Origin of the sequence: Gemmatimonas sp., assembly GCF_041689975.1 — a bacterium.
Taxonomy (GTDB): domain Bacteria; phylum Gemmatimonadota; class Gemmatimonadetes; order Gemmatimonadales; family Gemmatimonadaceae; genus Gemmatimonas.
Genome location: NZ_JBDNFF010000134.1, coordinates 1 through 20,220, shown reverse-complemented (window position 1 = coordinate 20,220; position 20,220 = coordinate 1). Strand labels below are relative to the sequence as shown.

The following is a 20,220-nucleotide window of genomic DNA, read 5'->3' as shown; positions in this document are numbered from 1 at the left end:
GCTGTTGGCTTGGGGTTTGAGGTTCTGGGTACTGGGTTTTGGGTTTTCAAAACTGCTTCCCCGCAATGCCGACTCTCCCGCTCCCCATTGCGGCCAGGCTCCTGCGTTGTGTATACTCCAAGATACGCCTTGAGAAACATTCTCATCTAACACCGTGGCCTCGATTCAGCTCCCCACCCACCAGTCTGACAACATCTCCGCCGCACGCACCACGTGCGCGCTGAACGCGTGTCCTGCCGGCACCCGGGTTACCGTCGTCGATATCGAATGCTCCGGTGATGAGGCCTGTCGTCTCCGCTCGCTGGGCTTCTGCGAAGGCACCAGCGTGAACGTCATCGACGCGCGCCATGTCATGCTTCTCGAAGTGCGTGGCACCCGCCTCGCGCTGGGGTCGGCGCTTACGGCCGGCATCACCGTTCAGCCCGTCAACGCGCGCGCGTAACGCGAGTGGCGCAGCGCACAACACGCGGCCACCGCGCCTCGCGTTTTCGTCAGGATCCGGTGAGTACTCTGCACAGCCCCCTGTCGCCCGACGATTCGGCGATCGTTCCCCGCCATGTGAACAGCGCGGCTGACCGCGAGGCGCTGCGGGTTGCCATCATCGGCAATCCCAACACTGGTAAGACCACGCTGTTCAACGCCCTGACCGGGCTGCGTCAGCGCGTCGGCAACTTTGCTGGTGTCACGGTCGAGCGGGTCGAAGGGGGATTCAAGGGGCCTGACGGCCGCCGAGTGGTCGTGTTGGACCTCCCCGGCAGCTATTCCCTGTCTGCGGGCTCCCCCGACGAGCAGGTGGCGCTGGAGGTTCTGCTGGGCCGCGACGCCGACCGCTGGCGCCCGGATGTCGTGCTCGTGGTCGCCGACGCGTCGCATCTCGAGCGCAATCTCTTCCTGGCCAGCCAGGTCATCGAGCTTGGCGTGCCTGTCGTGATCGCGCTCAACCAGTTCGACGTGGCCGAGGCCGAGGGACTACGCATCGACGTCCCGGAGCTGATTCATGAGCTCGGCGTACCGATCGTGCCGACTGTCGCCAAGCGGGGTGAGGGGCTCGAGCCGCTCAAGAAGGCGCTCGTCATTGCCGCCGGTCTGCCGGCACCGGCGCGACAGTTCGCGATTCCGGAGCCTGCCCAACACGCGCTCGTGCCGCTGGAAGCCTGTCTCGTGGCCGACGGCCTGTCGGCGACCGCCGCGCGCATGGAAGCGCTCCGACTACTGGGCATGCAACGGGTCGGTCCGCATCTCGATCGCGTGCCCGGACTCTCCGACGCGATCAAGGCCGCGTCCGACGACCTGCGCCGTGTCGGGTTCGTGCCCACGCGTCTCGAATCGGAAGTGCGCTACGAATGGATCGCTCAGGTGATCGAGCGCACCGTCACCCGCGCCCGACCGGCCGGCTACAACGTGAGCGATCGCATCGACCGGTTCGCGCTGCATCGCGTATGGGGACCGCTCATCTTCCTCGTGCTCATGATGATCGTGTTCCAGGCGGTCTTTTCCTGGGCGACGCCCTTGATGGACGGAATCGAAGCCACCATTGCCGCCGCCGGCCGTGCGGTGGGCGCCGTATTGCCTGACGGTGATTTGCGTTCACTCATCGTGGACGGCGTCTTCGCCGGTGTCGGCTCGGTTCTGGTGTTCCTCCCGCAGATCGCGATTCTCTTCGCGTTCATCGGGCTGCTCGAACACTCCGGCTACATGGCACGCGCCGCGTTCCTGATGGATCGCATCATGCGCCGTGTGGGCCTGCACGGGAAAAGCTTCATTCCGATGCTCTCGGGTTATGCCTGCGCCGTGCCCGGCATCATGGCCACGCGTACCATCGAAGATCCCAAGGATCGTCTGGCCACGATCATGGTCGTGCCTCTCATGAGCTGCTCAGCGCGACTGCCGGTGTACACCCTGCTGATCGGCGCCTTCGTACCGGCGACCTCGATCTTCCCGGGGCTCACGCTGCAGGGTGCGACGATGCTGATCATGTATCTGCTTGGTACCGTCGTCGCGCTCGCGGTGGCGGCGATCTTCAAGCGCACGCTGCTCAAGGGCCCCGTGCGCCCCATGATCCTCGAGCTGCCGCCCTATCGCATCCCGAGTCTCAAGTCGCTCGGTGTGTCCGTGGTACAGCGCTGCCAGCTATTCCTGCAGCGCGCGGGGACGGTGATTCTGGCGCTCTCGATCGTGCTGTGGGCGATGGCCACGTATCCGAAGGCCACGGTTGATACGTCGCTGCCGGTCGAGGTGCAGCAGGAGCAGCAGCTCGGGCACTCCGTACTGGGCCGTATAGGACACGGGATCGAACCGTTGGTGCGCCCTCTGGGGTATGACTGGAAGATCGGCGTCTCTATCGCCGCGAGCTTTGCCGCACGAGAAGTGTTCGTGTCCACCATGGGCACGATCTACGGCGTCGGCACCGCGAGCGAACAGGCGCTCACCACGCGCTTGCAGTCGGAGCGGAACGCCGTCACCGGTGAGCGTGCGTATACGCCCCTGATCGCCGTCGGTCTGATGGTGTTCTACGTGTTCGCGCTGATGTGCATCAGTACGATCGCGGTCACCGTGCGCGAAGCGGGTGGCGGTCGCATTGGCTGGCAGTGGGCTGGCCTGCAGTTCACGTATATGCTGGCGCTGGCGTGGGGCTCCGCGTGGCTGGTCTACGCGGGCGGTACCGCCCTTGGCTTCGGAGGCTGACGATGGAAACCCAACTGATCGTCGTCGCCGTGATCGTGGCCAGCGCCCTGTTCTTCGTGGGGCGCCGCGCGTACCGCGCAATCGCCGCCTCACGCAAACCGAAGAGTGGATGCGGCTCGGACTGCGGCTGCGGCTAACGTCGCTCGCTACCGTAGCTCGGCGGCGATACCGGTCCAAGCGTCATCAGCCGCCGCGAATACACCACGGACCGTCTCCACCCATTGCCGCCAGTCGGCAATGCGCGTGTCGAGTGCACCGCCTCGCAACGCATCACCAGCCAGTCCCATCATCGCGATGGCGGTGAACACGGCCTCCGCCTCTTCTTCGAGCGCCGCTTCCACCGCACGCTGCTCCGCGGCATCGCCGGGCGCTCTGGTAACCGCGATCTCGCGGATGGCCCGCTCGATTTCCTTCGCGAGCGTGGCGGCGTCGAGCAGCATCACCTGACGCGCCGGATCGCTCACACCTTCCACCGATCGACGCGCCGCCAGCAGTGGCGCGAACCAGCGATCGTGCGCAGCAACCGGCGTTCCACGCGAAGCGCCGAGCGACTTGAGTCCACGCGTAACCTCCGGCATTGCGCAAGCGCGATCGAGCAGCTGCAACCCGAGCGGTCGAAGCTGTTCGTCACCACTCAGTTCAAGCACATCGTTGCTTACCAGATATACTGTAAGCGATGATGGGCCGCCGGCGATCCCTTCGATACCGCTCAGCGACAATCGCCACGGCGTCGCGTCCTGCCACGCCACCACGAGCGTATCCTGATCGATCGTCACGCTGGCTGACGTGTCGATCTCACGGCCTCGGACGATGCCGACGACGCGCGCCTGCGCCGTGATGACCGACGTCATCAGGCGAGGATCGCCGACACGACGGCGTTGGTGTCCGCGAGATTCGTGAACACGGCGGCCGGGTCGTGTGACGCGAGCTCGTCGGTGCTGTATCGCCCGGTGGCCACACCGATCGCGCGCACACCAAGCGACCGTCCGCAATGGATATCGGCCGGCGTGTCGCCGATGATGACCATACGATCGCCCGCAATGTCGAGTCCGAGCAGTTCGAGCGCGCGACGCTGCGCGACGGCCGGCAACTCCGGACGTTCTTCGTGATCGCATCCGAACGCGTTCGCGCGAAACTGTGCGAAATCGACCTGCACCGCATTGAGCTTGGCGCGCGCGCCACGTTCGATGTTACCGGTGAGAAGTCCCAGCGTGACATCGTGGCGACCACGCAGCGCATCGAGCAGCGGCGGAATGCCGTCACACAACCGTGCCGGTGTGGTGCCCTCACGCGTGAGCTCCGCGTCGAGTCCGTGCACGTATTCGTTGAGCAGGTCGTCGAGCCGACTGGAGATGGTCGCATCGGGGAAGCCCGCTTCGCGCATTTGTTCGCGTGCAATCTGGCGATCGGTCTTGCCGTCGTAGCGATAGCTGGTATCACCGGTCGTGCCGAATACACGCAGCAGGGCGTTTTCCATAGCGCGGCGACCGGCGCCGTCGGACCAGAGCAGAGTACCGTCGATATCAAACAGAACGAGCTTCACGAGGTCTGGACTGAGGATGAAACGGAGGCGGAGCGTGCCGTCGTGGGCTTTGCATGCGCCGTACGCGACAGCAAGAGCCCCGCCATGATGAGCGCCGCGCCGAGCAGCTGCCAAATGGTGGGCTGCTCACCAAGCATGAGCCAGGCGAAGACAATCGCGACGATCGGCTGCAAGTTGCCATACATGGCGGTGCGCGTGGCACCGAGCACGCGTACCCCGCGATAAAACAGCAGATACGCCACCACCAGCGCTCCGATGCCGGCGTAGGTCACCGCACCCCACTCCGTGAGCGACACGCCGCCCCAGTCGAGTGCAATGAGGTCGGGCAACGCGATCGACACCAGCACCAGCGCGCCGCTGGCCATGGTGATCGCCGAGAGATGCAGCGGATTCGTGGTCTTGGTGTACGGCTGCAGCAGCACGCTGAAGGTGGCCCACGCGATGCTGCCCAGCGCAATCAGCCCCGCGCCCAGCATCACGTCGCGCCCCCCCTCGAATCCCTGCGCGCTGCCCACCACGCAGGCCACGCCCAGCAACTGCAAGCCGATTCCACTCCATCCACGCAGTGGCAAACGCTCACGTCCGAGCATCCATGAAATAACTGCGATCCACGCCGGTCCGGATGCGACCACCAGCGCGGCCACGCCGGCGCGCGTACGCGACATGCCGAAGATGAAGAACAGCTGATACACCCCGTTGCCGAGCAGACCGAGCAGCGCCAGCGTGATGATGTCCCGTCGCGACGGGAGCTTGGTGTCGCGCACGAAAGCCGCAATGACCAACAGTACGATCGCCGCCATCGCGACCCGCAGCCCGTTGAACGTGAGCGGCGAGAGCGTGCGCAAACCCGCCTTCACGACGCTGTAATTGATCCCCCAGATCAGCGACATGAACACGAGCCCGAGGTCGGTGGTCCCGAAACCCGGACGGGGTACCGCTACTGGAGACTGGGATGATGTCATGATATGGAAATCTAGGCACCTCGCTCGAGACTCGCGCGCCGTGGGTAGAATCCTCGCCGCAGGATCAGTAACTTCCGACATGCATGTTTCCTTTGCGCTCTTTGCCGACGCGGCGAACATCTCCCAGGAAGGGAAGCTCAACATCCTGGGCGTGTTCGACGCCGTCCATGTGGGTCAGCTTCCTGCCCTGCACCCACGGGCCACCTTCGTGGTGCGCATCAAAGCCGTCCCCGGCGACGCCGGCGATCATCCGATGACGCTGCGCTGGGTGAACCCGCGAGGCGCCGAGCTGTGGGTGTCAAACGCCGAGCTCTCGATCGCCCCGCCGCCACCCGGCACCACGGAACTCGACATGCCGGTGATCGTGCAGCTCGACCTGCCACTCGATCTCACCGGTGACTACCGCATGATCGTGGAACTGCGCGACGAAAAACGTGGGGAAGCGCTGCTGCACGTAAAGGGGCAACAGCTGGTTCCGGGGGCGGCAGCAGGGATGGTTTCTTAGGAACTGATTAGGGGCGCTAGGAATCAGGGGCGCCAGGAATCAGGGGCGTTAAGAGTAAACGGCGCTAGGAATGAACGGCGGAACAGCGAACGGCGCGCGCGGTTCGTTGTTCCGCTTCTCATTCCTGGCGCTTCTCATTCCTGGCGCGGGTTATTCCTGACGCAGTTCGTTCCTGGCGCAGTTCATTGCTAGCGCACTGCGCAGTGCGCAGTGCTACAGTACGCGCCGTACGCCAATAAGCTGTTCCTTCAGCCGCGCCGGCAGCTCCGCTTCCACGTGTATTCCTCCGCGTGCGAGTGCGCTGTGGATCATGCGGCCGTCGCCGGTGGCGATGCCGACGTGCGTGATGTGGCGGTCGTCGCGGTCGGAGAAGAACAACAGATCGCCGGGTGCGTGCGCTGCGGTCACATCGTCGGTCACTAGCGTCGTGTCCTCCGCTTGTTGCCACGCGTCGCGTCGCAGCGGGACGCCGTGCAGGGCGAAGATCCGTTGCACGAAGCCCGAGCAGTCGACGCCCCAGGGTGTGACGCCTCCCCACTGGTAGCTGGCGCCGGTGAACAGCGAGAGCGCACTGCGCACGATGGCATCGCGGTCGCGCGGAAATTGTGCGGCGCGCGCCGCTGGATCGATCGCCGCACCTTCTATCAGTTCGAGCTCCGGCGCCACGCGTGCACCGAGCGGCAGCGCGCGTCGTTGCCCATCGGCGGCGCGCGTGACACAGCCCAGTGAGATTGGCCACGTCGCTTCGGTGCCCATGAACGGCATCAGATATCCCACGTGTGTCCATCCCTCGTAGTCATCGGCGCCGCGCACCTGCAGCCAGTCACCGCGTCCGTCTACCAGCTGCAGCACCTCGCCGGCCAGGAGCTGCGAGGTGAGCGGTGCGGAAATGCGCGCTTCGCCAAGGAGCGGCGCGATGGCCGAACGGACGGTGAATCGGTCGGCAGTGGAGAGCGTCAGTGCAGTGCCCAACGGAGGTCTCTCAGCAAAAGGGAAACGGATGAATCGCGAGAACGGATCAGGCGCGGGTGTCGGCCACGCCGGGAATGCCATCGCGACCGTGTGCGGTCACCACACCGCGCTCGATCGCGCTCCACCGCAGCGCCGGCCACCGCTTCGATGCGGGCCAGTGGCAGCTCGTCGGCGGCGGCGAACCCGGGGATGGTGTTCAGCCGCGACGCTGCGAACAACACGTCGCCGTCGAATGACGTCCCGCACCGCGTGATCCGATGATGCCTGGCCGCTGTGGTTACACGGGCCAACGGGGAAAGCTGCGCCTTGGTGAGCGGCGTGCTGACCGCCACGGACACCAGCGTCGTGTTGCGTCGGACCGACGCCATCAACGCGAACGCGGCCGGCGCATCCTGTCCACGCAGTGAGCGCACCGCATCGAGAAAACCTTCGCGTCCGTCGCGTGCGCCGGCAATGATGCGGCCCTCGTCATCGCGCACGTCGCCGAACGCATTCACCACCGCGAAGGCCGCCGCCAACTCGCCCCCGCTTTCGGCCACACCGATGCCCACACCGATGCCCACACCGCCCTTCATTGCCGCCGACGGCCCCACTGCCTTACCCACCAATGCGCCGGCGCCCGCACCAACACTGCCTTCCGCGATCAACGTCGCGGACGCCTGGTCGCAGGCCACGTACGCCATGTCGGCGGTCGGACGCGCCTCGAATCGGCCAAGCGGTGCCAGATCGAAGATCACCGCCGTGGGGACGATCGGGACCACGCCGCCACCAACCGGGAACCCGCGTCCGCGCTCCTCCATCCAGCGCATGACACCGGCCGCCGCATCGAGCCCGTAAGCCGAACCACCGGTCCGCAAAAACGCATCTGTGCGGTCGACCAGATGGTCGGCGTCGCAGGTGGCCAGTTCGCGCGTACCACTCGCGCGACCGAGGAGCGCAGCACTACAACGAAATGGAGCACTGATGCCGCGAATGACGCTGCATCCAGTGGCGCCGTCGTGGTCGGTGGCGTGCCCGATGGCCAAGCCGAGCTGCTCCCAGGGGGTCATCCCGGAAAGTTAACGCGACTCCTGGATCAGCTGGGCTATGCGCGTCTCGAGTTCGAGCAGCGTAAACGGCTTGGCCAGCACCGGCCGACCGGTCATGCGGATGAACCGCGAAGCGCTGGCACTGTGCAAGTTGCCGGTCATGAACACCACCCGGCCGGCCTGATCCGGATCCCGCGACTCGATCAGCTCGTACACCTGCTCACCCGTCAGGCCCTTCATGCGCAGATCCAGCAGAATCAGATCGTACGAACGGCCAGCGAGCAGGTCGAGCGCGTCGGAACCCCCCTCCGCCACGTCCACCACGTAGCCCGTGTTCCGCAGGAAACGGCTGATGGCGCTGCGCAGTGTGGCCTCGTCCTCGATCAGCAGCAACGACCGCGTCGGTCTAGGGGCCACCACAGCGGTTCCGCTGTCGTCGATCATGGCCGGCAGATCCGTTGGCTGCGCCGAAGGCAGCACCGCCGACACCGGGAACGAGAGCGTGAACACGGCCCCTTCACCGGCGTGCGAGTGCACGTCGAGCACACCACCGTGATCGCGCACGATGGCGTGCGTAATCGTGAGACCGAGTCCACGATGACCGTGCTCGGCACGCGTGGTGAACATCGGCTCCACGATGCGCGAGAGATGATGCGACGTGATGCCAGGGCCGGTATCACCGACCTGGACGTCGACACCCTTCACGCCTTTGCGCGTAAGCACGCGGATGCGGCGCTCCCCATCGTAGCCCATCAGCGCCTCCTCCGCATTCACCAGCAGATTTGCAACCGCCTGCTGCAATTGGATCGCATCACCGGAGACGGCCGGAAGATCGTGTGCTGCGGCGAACTCGACGACGATACCATGCTCGCGCAACCCGTAACCGTGCAGCTCGATCACGCGTCGCACCAACGAGTTCATGTCTACGAGCTGGCGTTCGCCGACCGTGTGCGGTGCTTCACCGGTCGAGTCGAGGAGCTGCGCCACGATCCGCGACGCGCGGCGCGCCTGCTCGCAGATCTCTTCGATGGCCCGACGATCCTGCGCTGGCATCGTGGTGGACGTGGCCTGCAATTCGGCCACCGCCAACAGACTCGCCAACGGGTTGTTCAGTTCGTTCGCTACCCGACTCAGCGACTGGCCCACCGCCGCCATCCGCGCCTGCTGTGCGTTCGACTCGCGCGCGATTTCGGCGTTCGTGATGTCGCGAATGATGCCAAGCGCCCCGACCACTTCGCCGTGTTCGTGAATTGGCGCGGTCGTGATCATGCACAACCGCGGCCCATTCACACCAACGAAACGCATCTCCCGCCGCCGACGCTGACCGGCCAGCGTATCGGCCACCATCGTCATGGCCGTTTGGTGATCGGCGGGGTGCACCATCACGGAGAAGTGTTGCCCCAGTACCTCCTCGCGCGGCACACCGGCTTCGGTGAGGAAGCCTGCGTTCACCGAGGTGAACAGCCCGTTCAGATCGCAGGTACAGATCGCATCGGTCGCCGCTTCGACCAAGCGCATGTTCAGCGATTCGGAGCGCTCCCGCGCGCGCGATTCGGCCCGGCGATCGGTGATGTCGTGCAGACACGCCACCGTCCCCGTGACCTGTCCCAGTTCGAACAGCGGCGCCGAGCTCACGCGCACTAAACGGCGCTCGCCATCAGCGCGCAGCACCTCGCATTCGTAGTGCTGCCCTTCGCCGTTGCGAGCCAGCCGCTCGAACGCCTGCACGCTCTCGATCCAGTCGGGCGGCGTGAGGATGACGACCGCCTCGCCCTCGAGATTCAGACGACGAAAGAGCACGTGCGACGCCGGATTGGCGAACATGATACGACCATCGAGGTCGGTGATCACGATCGCGTCCGATACGGTCTCGAGCACTTTACGGTGAAGTTCGGCCAGTCGGTGTGATTCCGTCACGTCGTCGAACGTGATCACACAGCCGCCGTCGGGATGCGGCGCCGCCAGCAGCGAAAACAGCCGACCAGTGGCATCGTCGCGTATCAGTTCGCGGGTCGGAACCCCTTCCGCCAACGCGCGAGAGATGAATCGGTCGACCGCATCCGCATTGAGCGTGGAACTGCTGCCGACGAGCGCATCGCGGAACCGGCGACCCAGCAACCCGGAGATCGTCATGCCACACAGCTCCGCCGCACGCGCGTTGCAGCGACTCACGGTGAGCGATTCTTCCAGCACCACGATACCACTGGCCGTGCTGTCGAACGCTACCTTCCACTCGCGGGTCGCCTTCTCGACTTCCTCGAACAGTCGCGCATTCACAATGGCAACCGCCACCTGATCAGCGAGACGTTGCAGCACCTTGCCGTCCTCCTGATCGAACGGACGCTCGCGATTCATCACGGCGATCGACCCGATTGTGCCGCGGCCGGTGATCAGTGGCGCGATCACCATGCGTTGAATCGGCGCGAGGTGCTGTACCATGCGATGCAGCGCCGTTTCCGTGCTCCCGTCGTTCAGCACGATCAGCTCGTTCGACACGACCGAACGGCCGATGACGCTACCCGTGACAGGGAGATGCACGCCGCTGAGCACGTCGGCGCTGCCGATCGCGGCCACGATGTGCAGATACTCGCCATCCCGCAGCGCCACACAGGCGCCTTCGACGCCCAGCAGCGAGACGGTATGTCGCAGGATGAGTCGCAGCACTTCACCGAGTCGGAGTGACTCACTGACGGCACGCGCGACATCGGCCAGCGCCTCGGTTGTGCGGCGTTCGCGCTCACTCTCGGCGTACCGGCGGGCGTTGGCGATCGCAGTGGCGGCCTGCGACGCCATCGTGGCCAACACTTCTTCGTCTTCAGCCGTGTAGACATCGGCGTTCGTGGAGTACACCGCCAGCACGCCGAGCAATCGAATGCCGACACGCATCGGTACCGCGAGCACCGACGTTGCAGCACCCGATTCTCCCACGACGTCGTACATCGAGAGCGGCGGTGCGAGTCCCGCGCGTTCACGGGCGCGGTCGGCTTCGCGATCACCAACGCGCACCGGACGGCCCGTGCGCGCTACTTCCGCGACGATGCCTTCGCCCAAGCGCACCGGTCCGCGGGCCCGCTCGGCACCGCGCACGATGCGCAGGCCCGTGGTCAGGATGTCGGCGTCGAGATCGGGGACCAGCACGGCGACGCCATCGGCGCGCACGGCCAGCTGTGCCTGACGCGTCAGCTCGCGCATGATCTCATGCTCGTCGAGCGAACGAGTGAGCGACGCACCGGCCTCCTGCAGACGCAGCAACCGCTTATGACGCTGCTCCGCCAGCTCGCGAAGGGCATCGTAGGCCACGCGGGCCGCGAGATGTCGCGTGATCGCGCTGATGTCGCGTCGGAGTATCTCACTGGGACGACGACCATCACGGGGACCGGACAGCTTCACGATGCCGAGCAGGTCGCCCTCGGACCCACGCAGCAGCGCGACAATCAGGTCGGTCGGCAGCCAGGTCTGACCGTCGCCGGCCGGCTGGGCCTCGGCGCCGAAGAACTCGCGCGACACCCAAGGATCGCTGCCGTCGAGCAAGTGCAGATCACCGACGCGGAACCGCTCCAGATGCGCCAGGCGACGACGCCAAACGGCGCCCGGCAGCGGCTTGAGCGCGAGTCCCGTGAGCGACGTGGATTCCGGCTGTCCGGCCTGCACGACCGTAATTGGATTCAGCGAAGCGTCGCGCAGCGAAATGGAGACCCGTTCGAAGCCCATCCCGTGCAGCAGCTCCGCCGTGACCTGCACGCGTGCGACCGTCGACTCGGCGCGATCGATCGCGTCAAGAGACTCGGTCAGCGACAGCGCTGACAGACTGGAGGGGGGAGGCAGGGTTGGAGACATCTGACACGTAAAGACGAACTGGCAGAGGCGGTCGAAACAATATACTGTCCCGCTCGCTCGAAGTCAGAATGTCCAGCTTCTGAAGAAGTCGATGCCGATCTGCGGCGGCGTCTGCTGGAACGTGCGACTTATTCCAAGCCGTCCACAGGCCTGCGCGCTCGAGCCGGGCTCGAGGCCAAGCGCCACGCTCAATCCCACGTCGAAACGCCGCTCCACCTTCACCCCGAGGCCCTGCGCGAAAAGGGACAACGCGTCGCCGCCTCCCGAGGTCTGGCTGGACAACCCACACAGCCCGGTGCTGAAGGTGAAGTAGGTGTTTCGCGCGATCTGACCGCCCACGCCGACTCGAGTCGAGGCCAGAATGCCCAACCCGTTCTCACGCAAATTGGCCGCGTCACCCGGGTTGAGCGCCGTTGGCTCAACCTGCACCACATCGAAGCGGCCGCCGGCCAGACGGCTGGACAGATAGCTGCCCGCCAAACGGAGCGCGAGCGTGGCGCCCTGCTCGGCGTACGGTGTGCCCAGTAGCGCATAGGCGGGCTCGCCAGTGACCAGATAGCTCAACAGGTCGCTCTCGGGGAGCGGCGGGTTGTCGGCACTCGAGAGGGCCAGCGACGGACGATTGATCGTGCCCCCGATGTTCACGCGAATACGGACGTCCTGCCGGTTCGAATTCGGACGCGTTTCCCGGATCGTGTGGAGGGCGGTGATATCGAGCGTGGGCTCGAGGTCCGGATCGCCGAAGAAGCGCACGAGACCACGCTCCACTTCGAAGCCCGGGCGTGCGATGCCGAGGTTGAGCTGGTACGTACCGCGATCCACCGTGAGCGAGTCGGCCAGCGCGAGACGCGGCACCTGTCCATCACGCGACAGCGCGCGCGTAACGCGCAGTCCGCCACCGAGCTTCAGGTTCGCTTCCGGAGAGCGCAGCCACACATCGTCGCCGATGCTCACGCGCACGTTGTCGAGCTGCAGGTTCTGCATGATCGCCTGCGGTGCCGACGGCAGGAGTCCGTTCACACCGAACCGAGTGGTATCGATGATATCGAGGTTGTCGGTAAGGTCGAGCGCCCGGCGCTGTGCGAGCGCGCGAATGTACACGCGCCCACGATCGATCCGCACTGCCCCCTGCACGCGTGGCGTATCACGCGATCCGGTCAGCGAGAGCGGTGTCGTGGTCGTCATCACGATCGACGCCGTTCTCGGCTTGTCGATCGCCTGAAACTCGTTGGCGGCCAATCGCAGATCGAACGACGGATTGGCGATCTCCCGGATGCCGATCGAGCCGCTGATGCCGAGTGAATCTGCGGGTGCACCACTCGTCGCGCTGATGCGACGAATCAGTATGCTGTCGCCGAACAAGCCGATGTCGGCTCGTGCCTTGTCGAGCCGGATGCCGAGGTTGTCGAGCGACAGCGAGGCGCTGTCGAGGCGCACTTCGCCGCGCAATCGCGGGCGATCCCAGCTGCCGGTGAGTGCGACATCCGTGAACAGCGTACCACGGGCGCGCGTGACGTCGGGAAACACCGATTCCAGGAGCGAGAGGTCGGTCTGCTCGGTCACGATGCGGCCGGTCAATGGCTGGTCCAGCTGCCGCTTTCGATTGGCGACCAGGGCGAGGTCGAGCGGCAACGACGCGGAGGCCTGTACCGCCGGCTTGCCACCGAGACGCAAGGCGCCATCGACATTCAAGCGCAGCGAATCGTAATGCGCCTTGGCGAACAGATCGCCGAATCGCACGCGGCCGGCAACCGCATCGCGCAAGTCGATGGTCCCATCGAACTGCGGCTGGTCGCGCGTGCCACTCAACAGGATCGTCGCCGACGCCGTGCCGCGCGTCAGCCCTGACGTGCGCAACAGGCGACCGACATCGGCGAGTGCCACGCGATCGGCATCGACCCGTACGCTCACCACGCCGCCGGCCGCCAAGCCGCCGCGCAGCGAAATGCGACCGGTGTCCGTGTGCTGCAACACCAGCGAGTCGAGCGAGCCAAGCGTTCCACTCTGTGTACCACTCTGTGTATCGCTCGCGCCGGGCATGAAGCGAAGCATCGCCGGCGCCACCAGCGCAAAGCCACGCGGTCGTACGGACGCACTGTCCACGCGCAGATTCAACGTGTCGATAGTCACCACGCTGGAATCACCACTGCGCGCCACGCCACCGGCAATCGCCGCGCGCGACTCCGACGGCGTCCGCATCTGCACACCGAATCGTTCGGCGAGACCACCGCGCAGGGTGGACTGACCCGCCGCCGAGGCGATGTCGATACCGGCGAAGCGCGCGGAGTCCATCGTGGCTGACAACAAACCATTGGCACCGCGCAGCACATCGCGCACCGTCAGATCGACTGACGCCCGCTGCGCACGTGATGTCGCGACGATCACCTCGCGGGCATCACCACGAAGTCGCAGGTCGAGTCCACGCGTATCGGTGGTGTCGATCGAACCGGAGAGTTGGCCGGAGAGTTCGATCGATCCGCGCAGGGTAGCGCCGGCCAGCACGAACGCCCGCTTGGTGGAATCGGTGGGTGACAGCCACGGTCGTAGTCCGCCCAGCGAATCGACGACCATCGAGATCGCCAGCGAATCACGCCGCGCTTCAGTGATGCCGAGTCCACCCTGCGCCGTCAGTCGGACCGCAGAACTTTCAATGGTAAGCGTATCCACGCGCACGTGCCCCGCATCGAAGAACACCACGGCGGTGCCACCGAACAAGCGGGCATCGGCGACTCTCGAGAATTGGTCCACCGACGCGCGCAACGAACCGCGCAGCGTTTCGATGGTGGACGCGCTCATGTCCACGGTACCGAGCATCGAGAGCGACGTGATCGGAAAACGATTGTCGCCGAGCAGGTTCTGCAGATTGCCGCCACGCAGGCGCCACAGGCCGGTGGCACCCATCTCGGGCTCGAGCGCGTCGGCGGTCCCGGTGAACGACACCTCGCCACCTTCACCGGCGAGGGTGGTCTGCACCTCGAACTTCTCGGCCATGCCGGCCGCCTTGATGCGACCCACGGCCGAACCGCGCAGCGGCAGCGACGGATACGACCGCGACATCGTGGTGTATGACAGCGGCACCGCCTGCATGTCCACGTCGAACTTCACCCCTTCGGTGAGCAGCGTGAAGTGTCCGCTGCCGGTGAAACGCGACGGCTGACCGGGTCCGTCCACATGCTCGATGTCGGCCTTCGAGAAGAAGGCATCGTACCAGAGCGAGTCGAGTCGCATCGTACCGCGCAAGAACCCATTGAGCTCGGGGAAGAGCGGATTCACGAAACGCGGTGTGCGCATGTCCAGCTGCCGAAGTTCGAGATCGACACCCTTGAGGATCGCTTCCGCCGGCGTGTAGATGTCGACCATGCCGCGTACGCGAGCACGCGAGATGGCCCCGGGCACATGCGCGTCGGCGAAGGTGAGTTGCGCGTCGTCCAGTTGCCAGTTGGTGACCGGTCCACCGCGCGCGACGACACGGCCCGTCACGTCGCCCTCCCAGTCGTACGGGAACGGCTCGCCGTTGAACCAGCGCAGCAGTTCGGTGTTGGCCGGCAGCAGTTGGAGATCTACGTTGTTCACGCGCAGCACCGGTCCGCCCACGGCAAACGTCATGTTGCCCTTGAGCCGCGATTTCAACGCACGCGCGTCCATGTCACGCAACCCGTATTGGATAATCGCGAGATTTTTCGGGTCGTTCTTGATCGTGATGAAGGTGCTGCCGCCACCACTCCAGGGCAACGTCGCGTTGATCCAGGAGACGTCGGCCATGGCCACGCTGTCGCCTTTGAGCTTCACGTCGTAGCGCACCGGCAGGCCGCTGCCCCACACCACCTTGGCTTCGCCATGCGCACCGGAGTTGGCCAACTGGAAGCTCACGTTATCCAGCCAGAGCGAGTCGGCGACTATGCGCACCGTGCTCGTCATGTTGCGGAACCAGAACGGCGGATAGATCCACACGACGTCCATCTTCCGCATGGCCAGTCGTACGCCTGCCGAATCAGGATCGGCGAGCCGTGAGCGGCCCAGCGCGAGCGCGCCGCGCACGAAGCGGTATACGCGCACGAAGTGATCGCCTTCGCGGCGCACTTCACCGTCGAGTCGCGTGAGATTGAACGTGAGTGCGCTGTCACGCTTCGCGCCCTCGAGCGTATCGGAGAGTACCCACGGCAAGCGGGCCGTGAAGGTGAGTTCGCGAATCGTAGTCGTATCGATCACAATGAACTCACCGAATCTGCTCCTGGACTTCGACGCGAACACGCCTTTCTTGCGGAGCGCGCGCTTCCAGTTCCAGTCGCCGTTGCCGTAGTCCTGCATCGTGATCACGGGACGTGTCACCTCCAGCGACTTCACCACGATGCGACGATCGAGCAGATCGCGCGGATCGTAGCTGGCCCTGATCGGACCGGTGCTCAGGAACGGTGTGCCGTCGGCGCTGCGGATATCGATCGAGTCGATGGTGATGTCGGTGAACAGCGTGCCGCTCACCTTGCCGACGTACAGCTTTCCCGGAATGGTCGCCGAAATCACCGGCACCACCACGCGCATGATCGCGGCGCGACCGCGATCGGTTTGCGTGAGCGCGGCCACTCCGCCCATGAGCAGCGCTACGATGGACAGGAGCACGGCGGCTGTGGCGAGCACCACCGTCCGTCGACGGATGCGACGCGGCCCGCGCTTTGCCAACAGCGGTTCGTCACCGAGTACGTCATCACCGACCACGTCGTCGTCCCGCCGTTCGTCGGGCGTTGATTCGTCGCGCATCAGAAGGCCTGTCCGATCCAGATGCTCGGATTCAGACGCCGGAGGAAGCCGGCGCCGCGCGTGGGGCGAAAGCTGTTCGGACAGCCGCCCGCGTCCTGCTCCGAGGGCGCACCGCTGGTGCCCGAGGCGCGTACCGACAGCCCATTCCCGGGACTCACGCAGTACAGCGGTGCAATACCTGCCTGCAGCGGTGCGTTGTAATACGCGGCGCCCGCCGGCAAGCGATAGCCATTGTAGCCCAGATCCACACGAATCGCGCCGAACGGTGACGCAATGCGAATACCCATGCCCGGCGTGATCTTCACCGCCGGCCCTTCTTCACTCAGTGACACGGACTGCGACGACGCGCCGCGATTCCACAGGCGGCCAGCGTCGGCGAATATCGCGATCTGCAGCAGCCTCGGCGCAAGCGGACTCGGGACCTGCGCCTCCACATTGCCCACGACCAGCGTGTTGCCACCGGTGGGAACCACACGCTCCGTGATCGACGTGGAGTCGGCGCGGTAGACCGTTCGTCCATTCGCGCGGACGGTATCGTAGCGACTCACGATGTACACGGCTGGCCCAAGCTCATTCTGGCGGAAGCCGCGCACCGTGGTCGGGCCACCGGCGTACAAGCGCTCCTGCGGCGGAATGAATCCGCCGGTACGCGGCGTCTTGCCTCCACCGTACACCACACCGGCACGCAGATGCGTGACCAAGCTCGCCCCGCCGCGCAGCGCGCGGTACCATGACACGTCACCCGTGCCACGATTGAACTGCTGCGTACGGTCGGAGCCGATGAGTGTGCTCGCGTGCCGCACGTTCAACCGAATCGTGGTGCCACCAGTGGGACGCAGCGGATCGTTCCTTCGCTCGCGCACCACGGCATATTCGAGCGCAGCCAGCCGGTTGTTGCGCTGCAGAAACGTGCGCGACTCGTTGTCGCAGGCATTGAACACGGCGCAGAAGAACGCAGGTTCCGCCTCGGTGCGCCCTAGCTCCACCTGATACGACAGCGTACTCGGCACGCGCGCGATGGGGAACGGATCGGTGACCGACAGCGCGCCACCGATCGGCGTGCGGCGCAAGAAGGCCTTGAACTCGGACAGCGTGGAGCTGAACACCGTGAGCGACGGCACGCGCGACTGATTGGCGCGTACCGGCTGCCGCATCGTCATCGATGTGTAGTAGTTGAGCGTGCGGCTGTACGGATCGCTGCGCGCCTGGCCCTGACACAGATCCGGCGCGCCGTCGAGTGGAGCGCCGATACCGATCTTGCTCACGCGGCCCGTGAGCTCGAGACGCTGCGCGAACGGCAGGAAGTCGCGATCGGTGAGCGAGCCTTGCATGCGGAAGCAATCGAGCGTGGCCCATCCCAATCCACCGCGCGCCGCCCAGCGATCGCCTTCCACGAGGCGCACCACAAGATTGACGATCGAATCGCCCGCCGGCTGGATGCTGTCGGGCTGCAGGTCCACGCGCTGAAAGGCGTCGGTTTGATAGAGGTTGCGCTGCGCGTCGATAATCGCACGCGCCGAATACCAGTCGCCCGTGGTGAGCGCCATCGCGCGACGCACGGTGGCGTCGGACACACGGCGATTGTCCGTGCCAGCGTCCACTTCGAGCGCGATACGACCCAACTTGGCCCGCACACCGGGCACCACCGAGACTTCGACATCGGCGGTGCGCTGCACCGTGTTCGTGGTGTACGCCACCAGCGCTTCGGCCTGCGGCCAGCCCTTATTCCGCAGCCGTCGCACCAGTGTGTCGCGACCGGCTTCCAGCGCCCCGCGATCGAACACGCCACCAACCGCCAGCGGAAAATCGCGCGCCGCGGCGCGCACCTCGGAGTTCAGATCGAGTCCACGGAGCGCGAGTGCTGTAATACGCATCGGCTCGCCTTCGTGAATCGTGAACGTGATCTCGATCACACCCGGCTTCACGGTAACGACGGTCGTATCCACCGTGACGTCGAGGAAGCCACGTCGACGGTACAGCGTCTCCAGCCGCTGCACGTCACGCGTGAACTCCACGGGATCAAGGCACCGACGCTCGCCTACCACCGGCAATCCCGCCAAGGACGACGGCGTGGTCGCCACCGTCGCCGCGAGGGCCACGGCCGGATATTCGCGATTTCCGGCGAATCTGAGCGCGCGCACTTCGCGGTCGCCGCGATCGCAGGAAAGATCCTGGGCGGCGGCCGGACGCGCGACCGAAAGGACTGCGAGCGCGAAGAGGAGATGGACGAGAGGTCGCACGTTCTATAGCGTTGAAGCTCACGTGGGATCGTCCTTCAGTCAACCGCACATGCCATCGATTCGCCCGTCTCGTTCGTTCTACTCGCTGCTCTCGCTGTGCGTCGTGGTGGGTACCGTGCTGGCCGGCTGCCGCAGCGGCGAGGCGACCCCTGACCGTCACGCGCTCATCGACTCGCGCGATTGGTACGATCCGCGTTCGCTCGATCCGGCCAACGCCACCGACGTCCCCAGCGGACGCGCGGTCGCCTATCTGTTCGACGGCCTCACCAAATTCACTCCCGCCGGTCAAGTGCAGCCGTCGATCGCGCGATCATGGGACGTCTCCCCCGACGGCCTGCGCTACACCTTTCACCTGCGCGCCGACGTTCGCTTTCACGACGGGGCGCCGCTACTCGCCCGCCACGTGATGCAATCGTTCCGCCGCGTGCTCGACCCAGCCACGAAAGGTGGCACCGTGTGGCCGCTCTACCCCATCAAAGGCGCCCGCGCCTTCGCCGACGGAAAAGGCACCACACTCGGCATCGAAACGCCCGATGACACGACGGTCGTGATCACACTCGATGAGCCGTTCGCGATCTTTCCAAAGTTGCTCGCCATGCCGGTCGCGTCGATCCTGCCCGACTCGGTCGGCGCCGACTTCAGCGAGCACCCCATCGGCACGGGCCCGTGGAAGCTCGTGGAGTGGAAGCACGATGACTACCTCAAGTTCGCTCGCAACGACACGTACTTCGGCGGCGCGCCGTCCATCGATACGCTGATCGCCCGCATCATCCCCGAGCCCTCGACCGCCGTCGCCGAGTTCGAAGCGGGTACGGTCGACATTCTCTACGTGCCCGAGGACCAGACGCGCGACTGGGAAGAGACCGACACCAAGAAGGCCACGCTGGTGAGCGCGCCCGCTCTGCGCTTGTGGTACATGGGCGTGAACGTGACGCGCGGCCCGCTCAAAGACGTGCGCGTGCGACAGGCCATCGCGCACGCCATCGATGTGCCCACGCTCCTCGCGCAGCTGCTCGCCGGTCGCGGCACCATCGCCGCCGGCGTCATTCCCCCCACGCTCGAAGGCTTCGACAAGACACGGCAGCCGTACGCGTACGACACCCTGACCGCACGCAAACTCCTCGCCGATGCCGGCTACACCAATGGCATCGACCTCGAACTCTGGAGCTCGCAAACCGCCCCCATGCCGCGTCTCGCGCAGGCGATCCAGTCCTACCTCGCCACCGTCGGCATTCGTATCAAACTCGTGCAACGCGACGCCAGCTCCATGCGCGCCGCCGCTCGCGCCGGCCAGACAGATCTGGTGGTTAAGGACTGGTACGCCGACTACCCCGACGCCGAGAATTTCCTCTATCCGTTGCTGCACACCGCCAACCGCGGCGCCGGTGGCAATGTCTCGTTCTTCAGCGATACGACGTTTGACCGTTTGGTCGATCGGACGCGACGCGAGCGCGATGCGACAGTGCGCGCCGGGTTGTACAGGCAGGCAGACTCGGTGGGATACGCGCAGGTGGGCATGGTGCCGCTGTTCTTCTACAACGAGGTTTATGCGGTGCAGCCATGGGTAAAGGGGTTCGAGGTACCGGTGATTTTCAATGGGCAGAGATGGGAACGGGTTCGGTTTGGAACTACTGATGAGGGGCGCCAGGAATCAAGGGCGCCAGGAATTAGGGGCGCCAGGAATTAGGGGCGC

At 65.5% G+C, this 20,220-nt stretch carries 13 protein-coding genes; 5 read left to right on the top strand and 8 right to left on the bottom strand.

The window, feature by feature from the left end:
• The first annotated feature begins 154 nt into the window (after positions 1 to 154).
• Genes ACESNG_RS09065 through ACESNG_RS09055 form a run of 3 tightly spaced genes read left to right on the top strand, consistent with a single transcriptional unit; the run spans position 155 to position 2,822 of the window.
• Complete coding sequence (locus ACESNG_RS09065) at positions 155 to 442, top strand: ferrous iron transport protein A (protein WP_373061148.1); 288 nt, start codon at positions 155 to 157, stop codon at positions 440 to 442.
• Between the two features lie 59 nt (positions 443 to 501).
• Positions 502 to 2,685 carry a ferrous iron transport protein B gene (gene feoB / locus ACESNG_RS09060; protein WP_373061149.1) on the top strand — a complete coding sequence of 728 codons (2,184 nt, stop codon included), beginning with the start codon at positions 502 to 504 and terminating at the stop codon, positions 2,683 to 2,685.
• A 2-nt stretch (positions 2,686 to 2,687) separates the two neighbouring features.
• Entirely contained in the window at positions 2,688 to 2,822 is a 135-nt protein-coding gene (locus tag ACESNG_RS09055) for a FeoB-associated Cys-rich membrane protein (protein ID WP_373061150.1), read from the top strand.
• Positions 2,823 to 2,831: 9 nt separating this feature from the next.
• Here ACESNG_RS09055 and ACESNG_RS09050 read toward each other — a convergent pair whose 3' ends face one another.
• The 3 genes from ACESNG_RS09050 to ACESNG_RS09040 are packed head-to-tail and all read right to left on the bottom strand — an operon-like array spanning position 2,832 to position 5,190.
• Complete coding sequence (locus ACESNG_RS09050; protein ID WP_373061151.1) at positions 2,832 to 3,536, bottom strand: hypothetical protein; 705 nt, start codon at positions 3,534 to 3,536, stop codon at positions 2,832 to 2,834.
• Positions 3,536 to 4,228 carry an HAD family hydrolase gene (locus tag ACESNG_RS09045; RefSeq protein WP_373061152.1) on the bottom strand — a complete coding sequence of 231 codons (693 nt, stop codon included), beginning with the start codon at positions 4,226 to 4,228 and terminating at the stop codon, positions 3,536 to 3,538. Before ACESNG_RS09045 ends, ACESNG_RS09050 begins: the two co-directional genes overlap by 1 nt.
• Positions 4,225 to 5,190, bottom strand: coding sequence for a DMT family transporter (locus ACESNG_RS09040; protein WP_373061153.1), 966 nt, complete (start codon positions 5,188 to 5,190; stop codon positions 4,225 to 4,227). The genes ACESNG_RS09045 and ACESNG_RS09040 overlap by 4 nt, the downstream gene beginning before the upstream one ends.
• A 79-nt stretch (positions 5,191 to 5,269) precedes the next feature.
• On the opposite strand from ACESNG_RS09040, the gene ACESNG_RS09035 reads away from it, so the two are divergent.
• Positions 5,270 to 5,695: a DUF6941 family protein gene (locus tag ACESNG_RS09035; protein ID WP_373061154.1), complete on the top strand. Its 426-nt coding sequence runs from the start codon at positions 5,270 to 5,272 to the stop codon at positions 5,693 to 5,695.
• 213 nt (positions 5,696 to 5,908) lie between these two features.
• On the opposite strand, the gene ACESNG_RS09030 is transcribed toward ACESNG_RS09035, so the two are convergent.
• From ACESNG_RS09030 to ACESNG_RS09010, 5 genes are all read right to left on the bottom strand, one after another.
• Entirely contained in the window at positions 5,909 to 6,667 is a 759-nt protein-coding gene (locus tag ACESNG_RS09030; protein ID WP_373068646.1) for a C40 family peptidase, read from the bottom strand.
• Positions 6,652 to 7,716, bottom strand: coding sequence for a P1 family peptidase (locus ACESNG_RS09025; RefSeq protein ID WP_373068644.1), 1,065 nt, complete (start codon positions 7,714 to 7,716; stop codon positions 6,652 to 6,654). Before ACESNG_RS09025 ends, ACESNG_RS09030 begins: the two co-directional genes overlap by 16 nt.
• A 9-nt stretch (positions 7,717 to 7,725) precedes the next feature.
• Complete coding sequence (locus ACESNG_RS09020) at positions 7,726 to 11,532, bottom strand: PAS domain S-box protein (protein WP_373068642.1); 3,807 nt, start codon at positions 11,530 to 11,532, stop codon at positions 7,726 to 7,728.
• 63 nt (positions 11,533 to 11,595) lie between these two features.
• Complete coding sequence (locus tag ACESNG_RS09015; protein WP_373058959.1) at positions 11,596 to 16,287, bottom strand: translocation/assembly module TamB domain-containing protein; 4,692 nt, start codon at positions 16,285 to 16,287, stop codon at positions 11,596 to 11,598.
• Positions 16,287 to 18,527, bottom strand: a complete 2,241-nt coding sequence (locus tag ACESNG_RS09010) for an outer membrane protein assembly factor (protein ID WP_373058961.1) — start codon at positions 18,525 to 18,527, stop codon at positions 16,287 to 16,289. The genes ACESNG_RS09015 and ACESNG_RS09010 overlap by 1 nt, the downstream gene beginning before the upstream one ends.
• A 49-nt stretch (positions 18,528 to 18,576) precedes the next feature.
• Between ACESNG_RS09010 and ACESNG_RS09005 the strand changes: the two genes are divergently transcribed.
• A complete protein-coding gene (locus ACESNG_RS09005) occupies positions 18,577 to 20,214 on the top strand; it encodes an ABC transporter substrate-binding protein (protein ID WP_373058964.1) in 1,638 nt (545 codons plus the stop codon).
• Positions 20,215 to 20,220: the final 6 nt, after the last annotated feature.

Coding starts and splice junctions, on each gene's coding strand:
- ACESNG_RS09025 (WP_373068644.1), bottom strand. CDS start 7,716: ATGACCCCCTGGGAGCAGCTCGGCTTGGCCATCGGGCACGCCACCGAC.
- ACESNG_RS09015 (WP_373058959.1), bottom strand. CDS start 16,287: ATGCGCGACGAATCAACGCCCGACGAACGGCGGGACGACGACGTGGTC.
- ACESNG_RS09035 (WP_373061154.1), top strand. CDS start 5,270: ATGCATGTTTCCTTTGCGCTCTTTGCCGACGCGGCGAACATCTCCCAG.
- ACESNG_RS09055 (WP_373061150.1), top strand. CDS start 2,688: ATGGAAACCCAACTGATCGTCGTCGCCGTGATCGTGGCCAGCGCCCTG.
- ACESNG_RS09040 (WP_373061153.1), bottom strand. CDS start 5,190: ATGACATCATCCCAGTCTCCAGTAGCGGTACCCCGTCCGGGTTTCGGG.
- ACESNG_RS09050 (WP_373061151.1), bottom strand. CDS start 3,536: ATGACGTCGGTCATCACGGCGCAGGCGCGCGTCGTCGGCATCGTCCGA.
- ACESNG_RS09005 (WP_373058964.1), top strand. CDS start 18,577: ATGCCATCGATTCGCCCGTCTCGTTCGTTCTACTCGCTGCTCTCGCTG.
- ACESNG_RS09020 (WP_373068642.1), bottom strand. CDS start 11,532: ATGTCTCCAACCCTGCCTCCCCCCTCCAGTCTGTCAGCGCTGTCGCTG.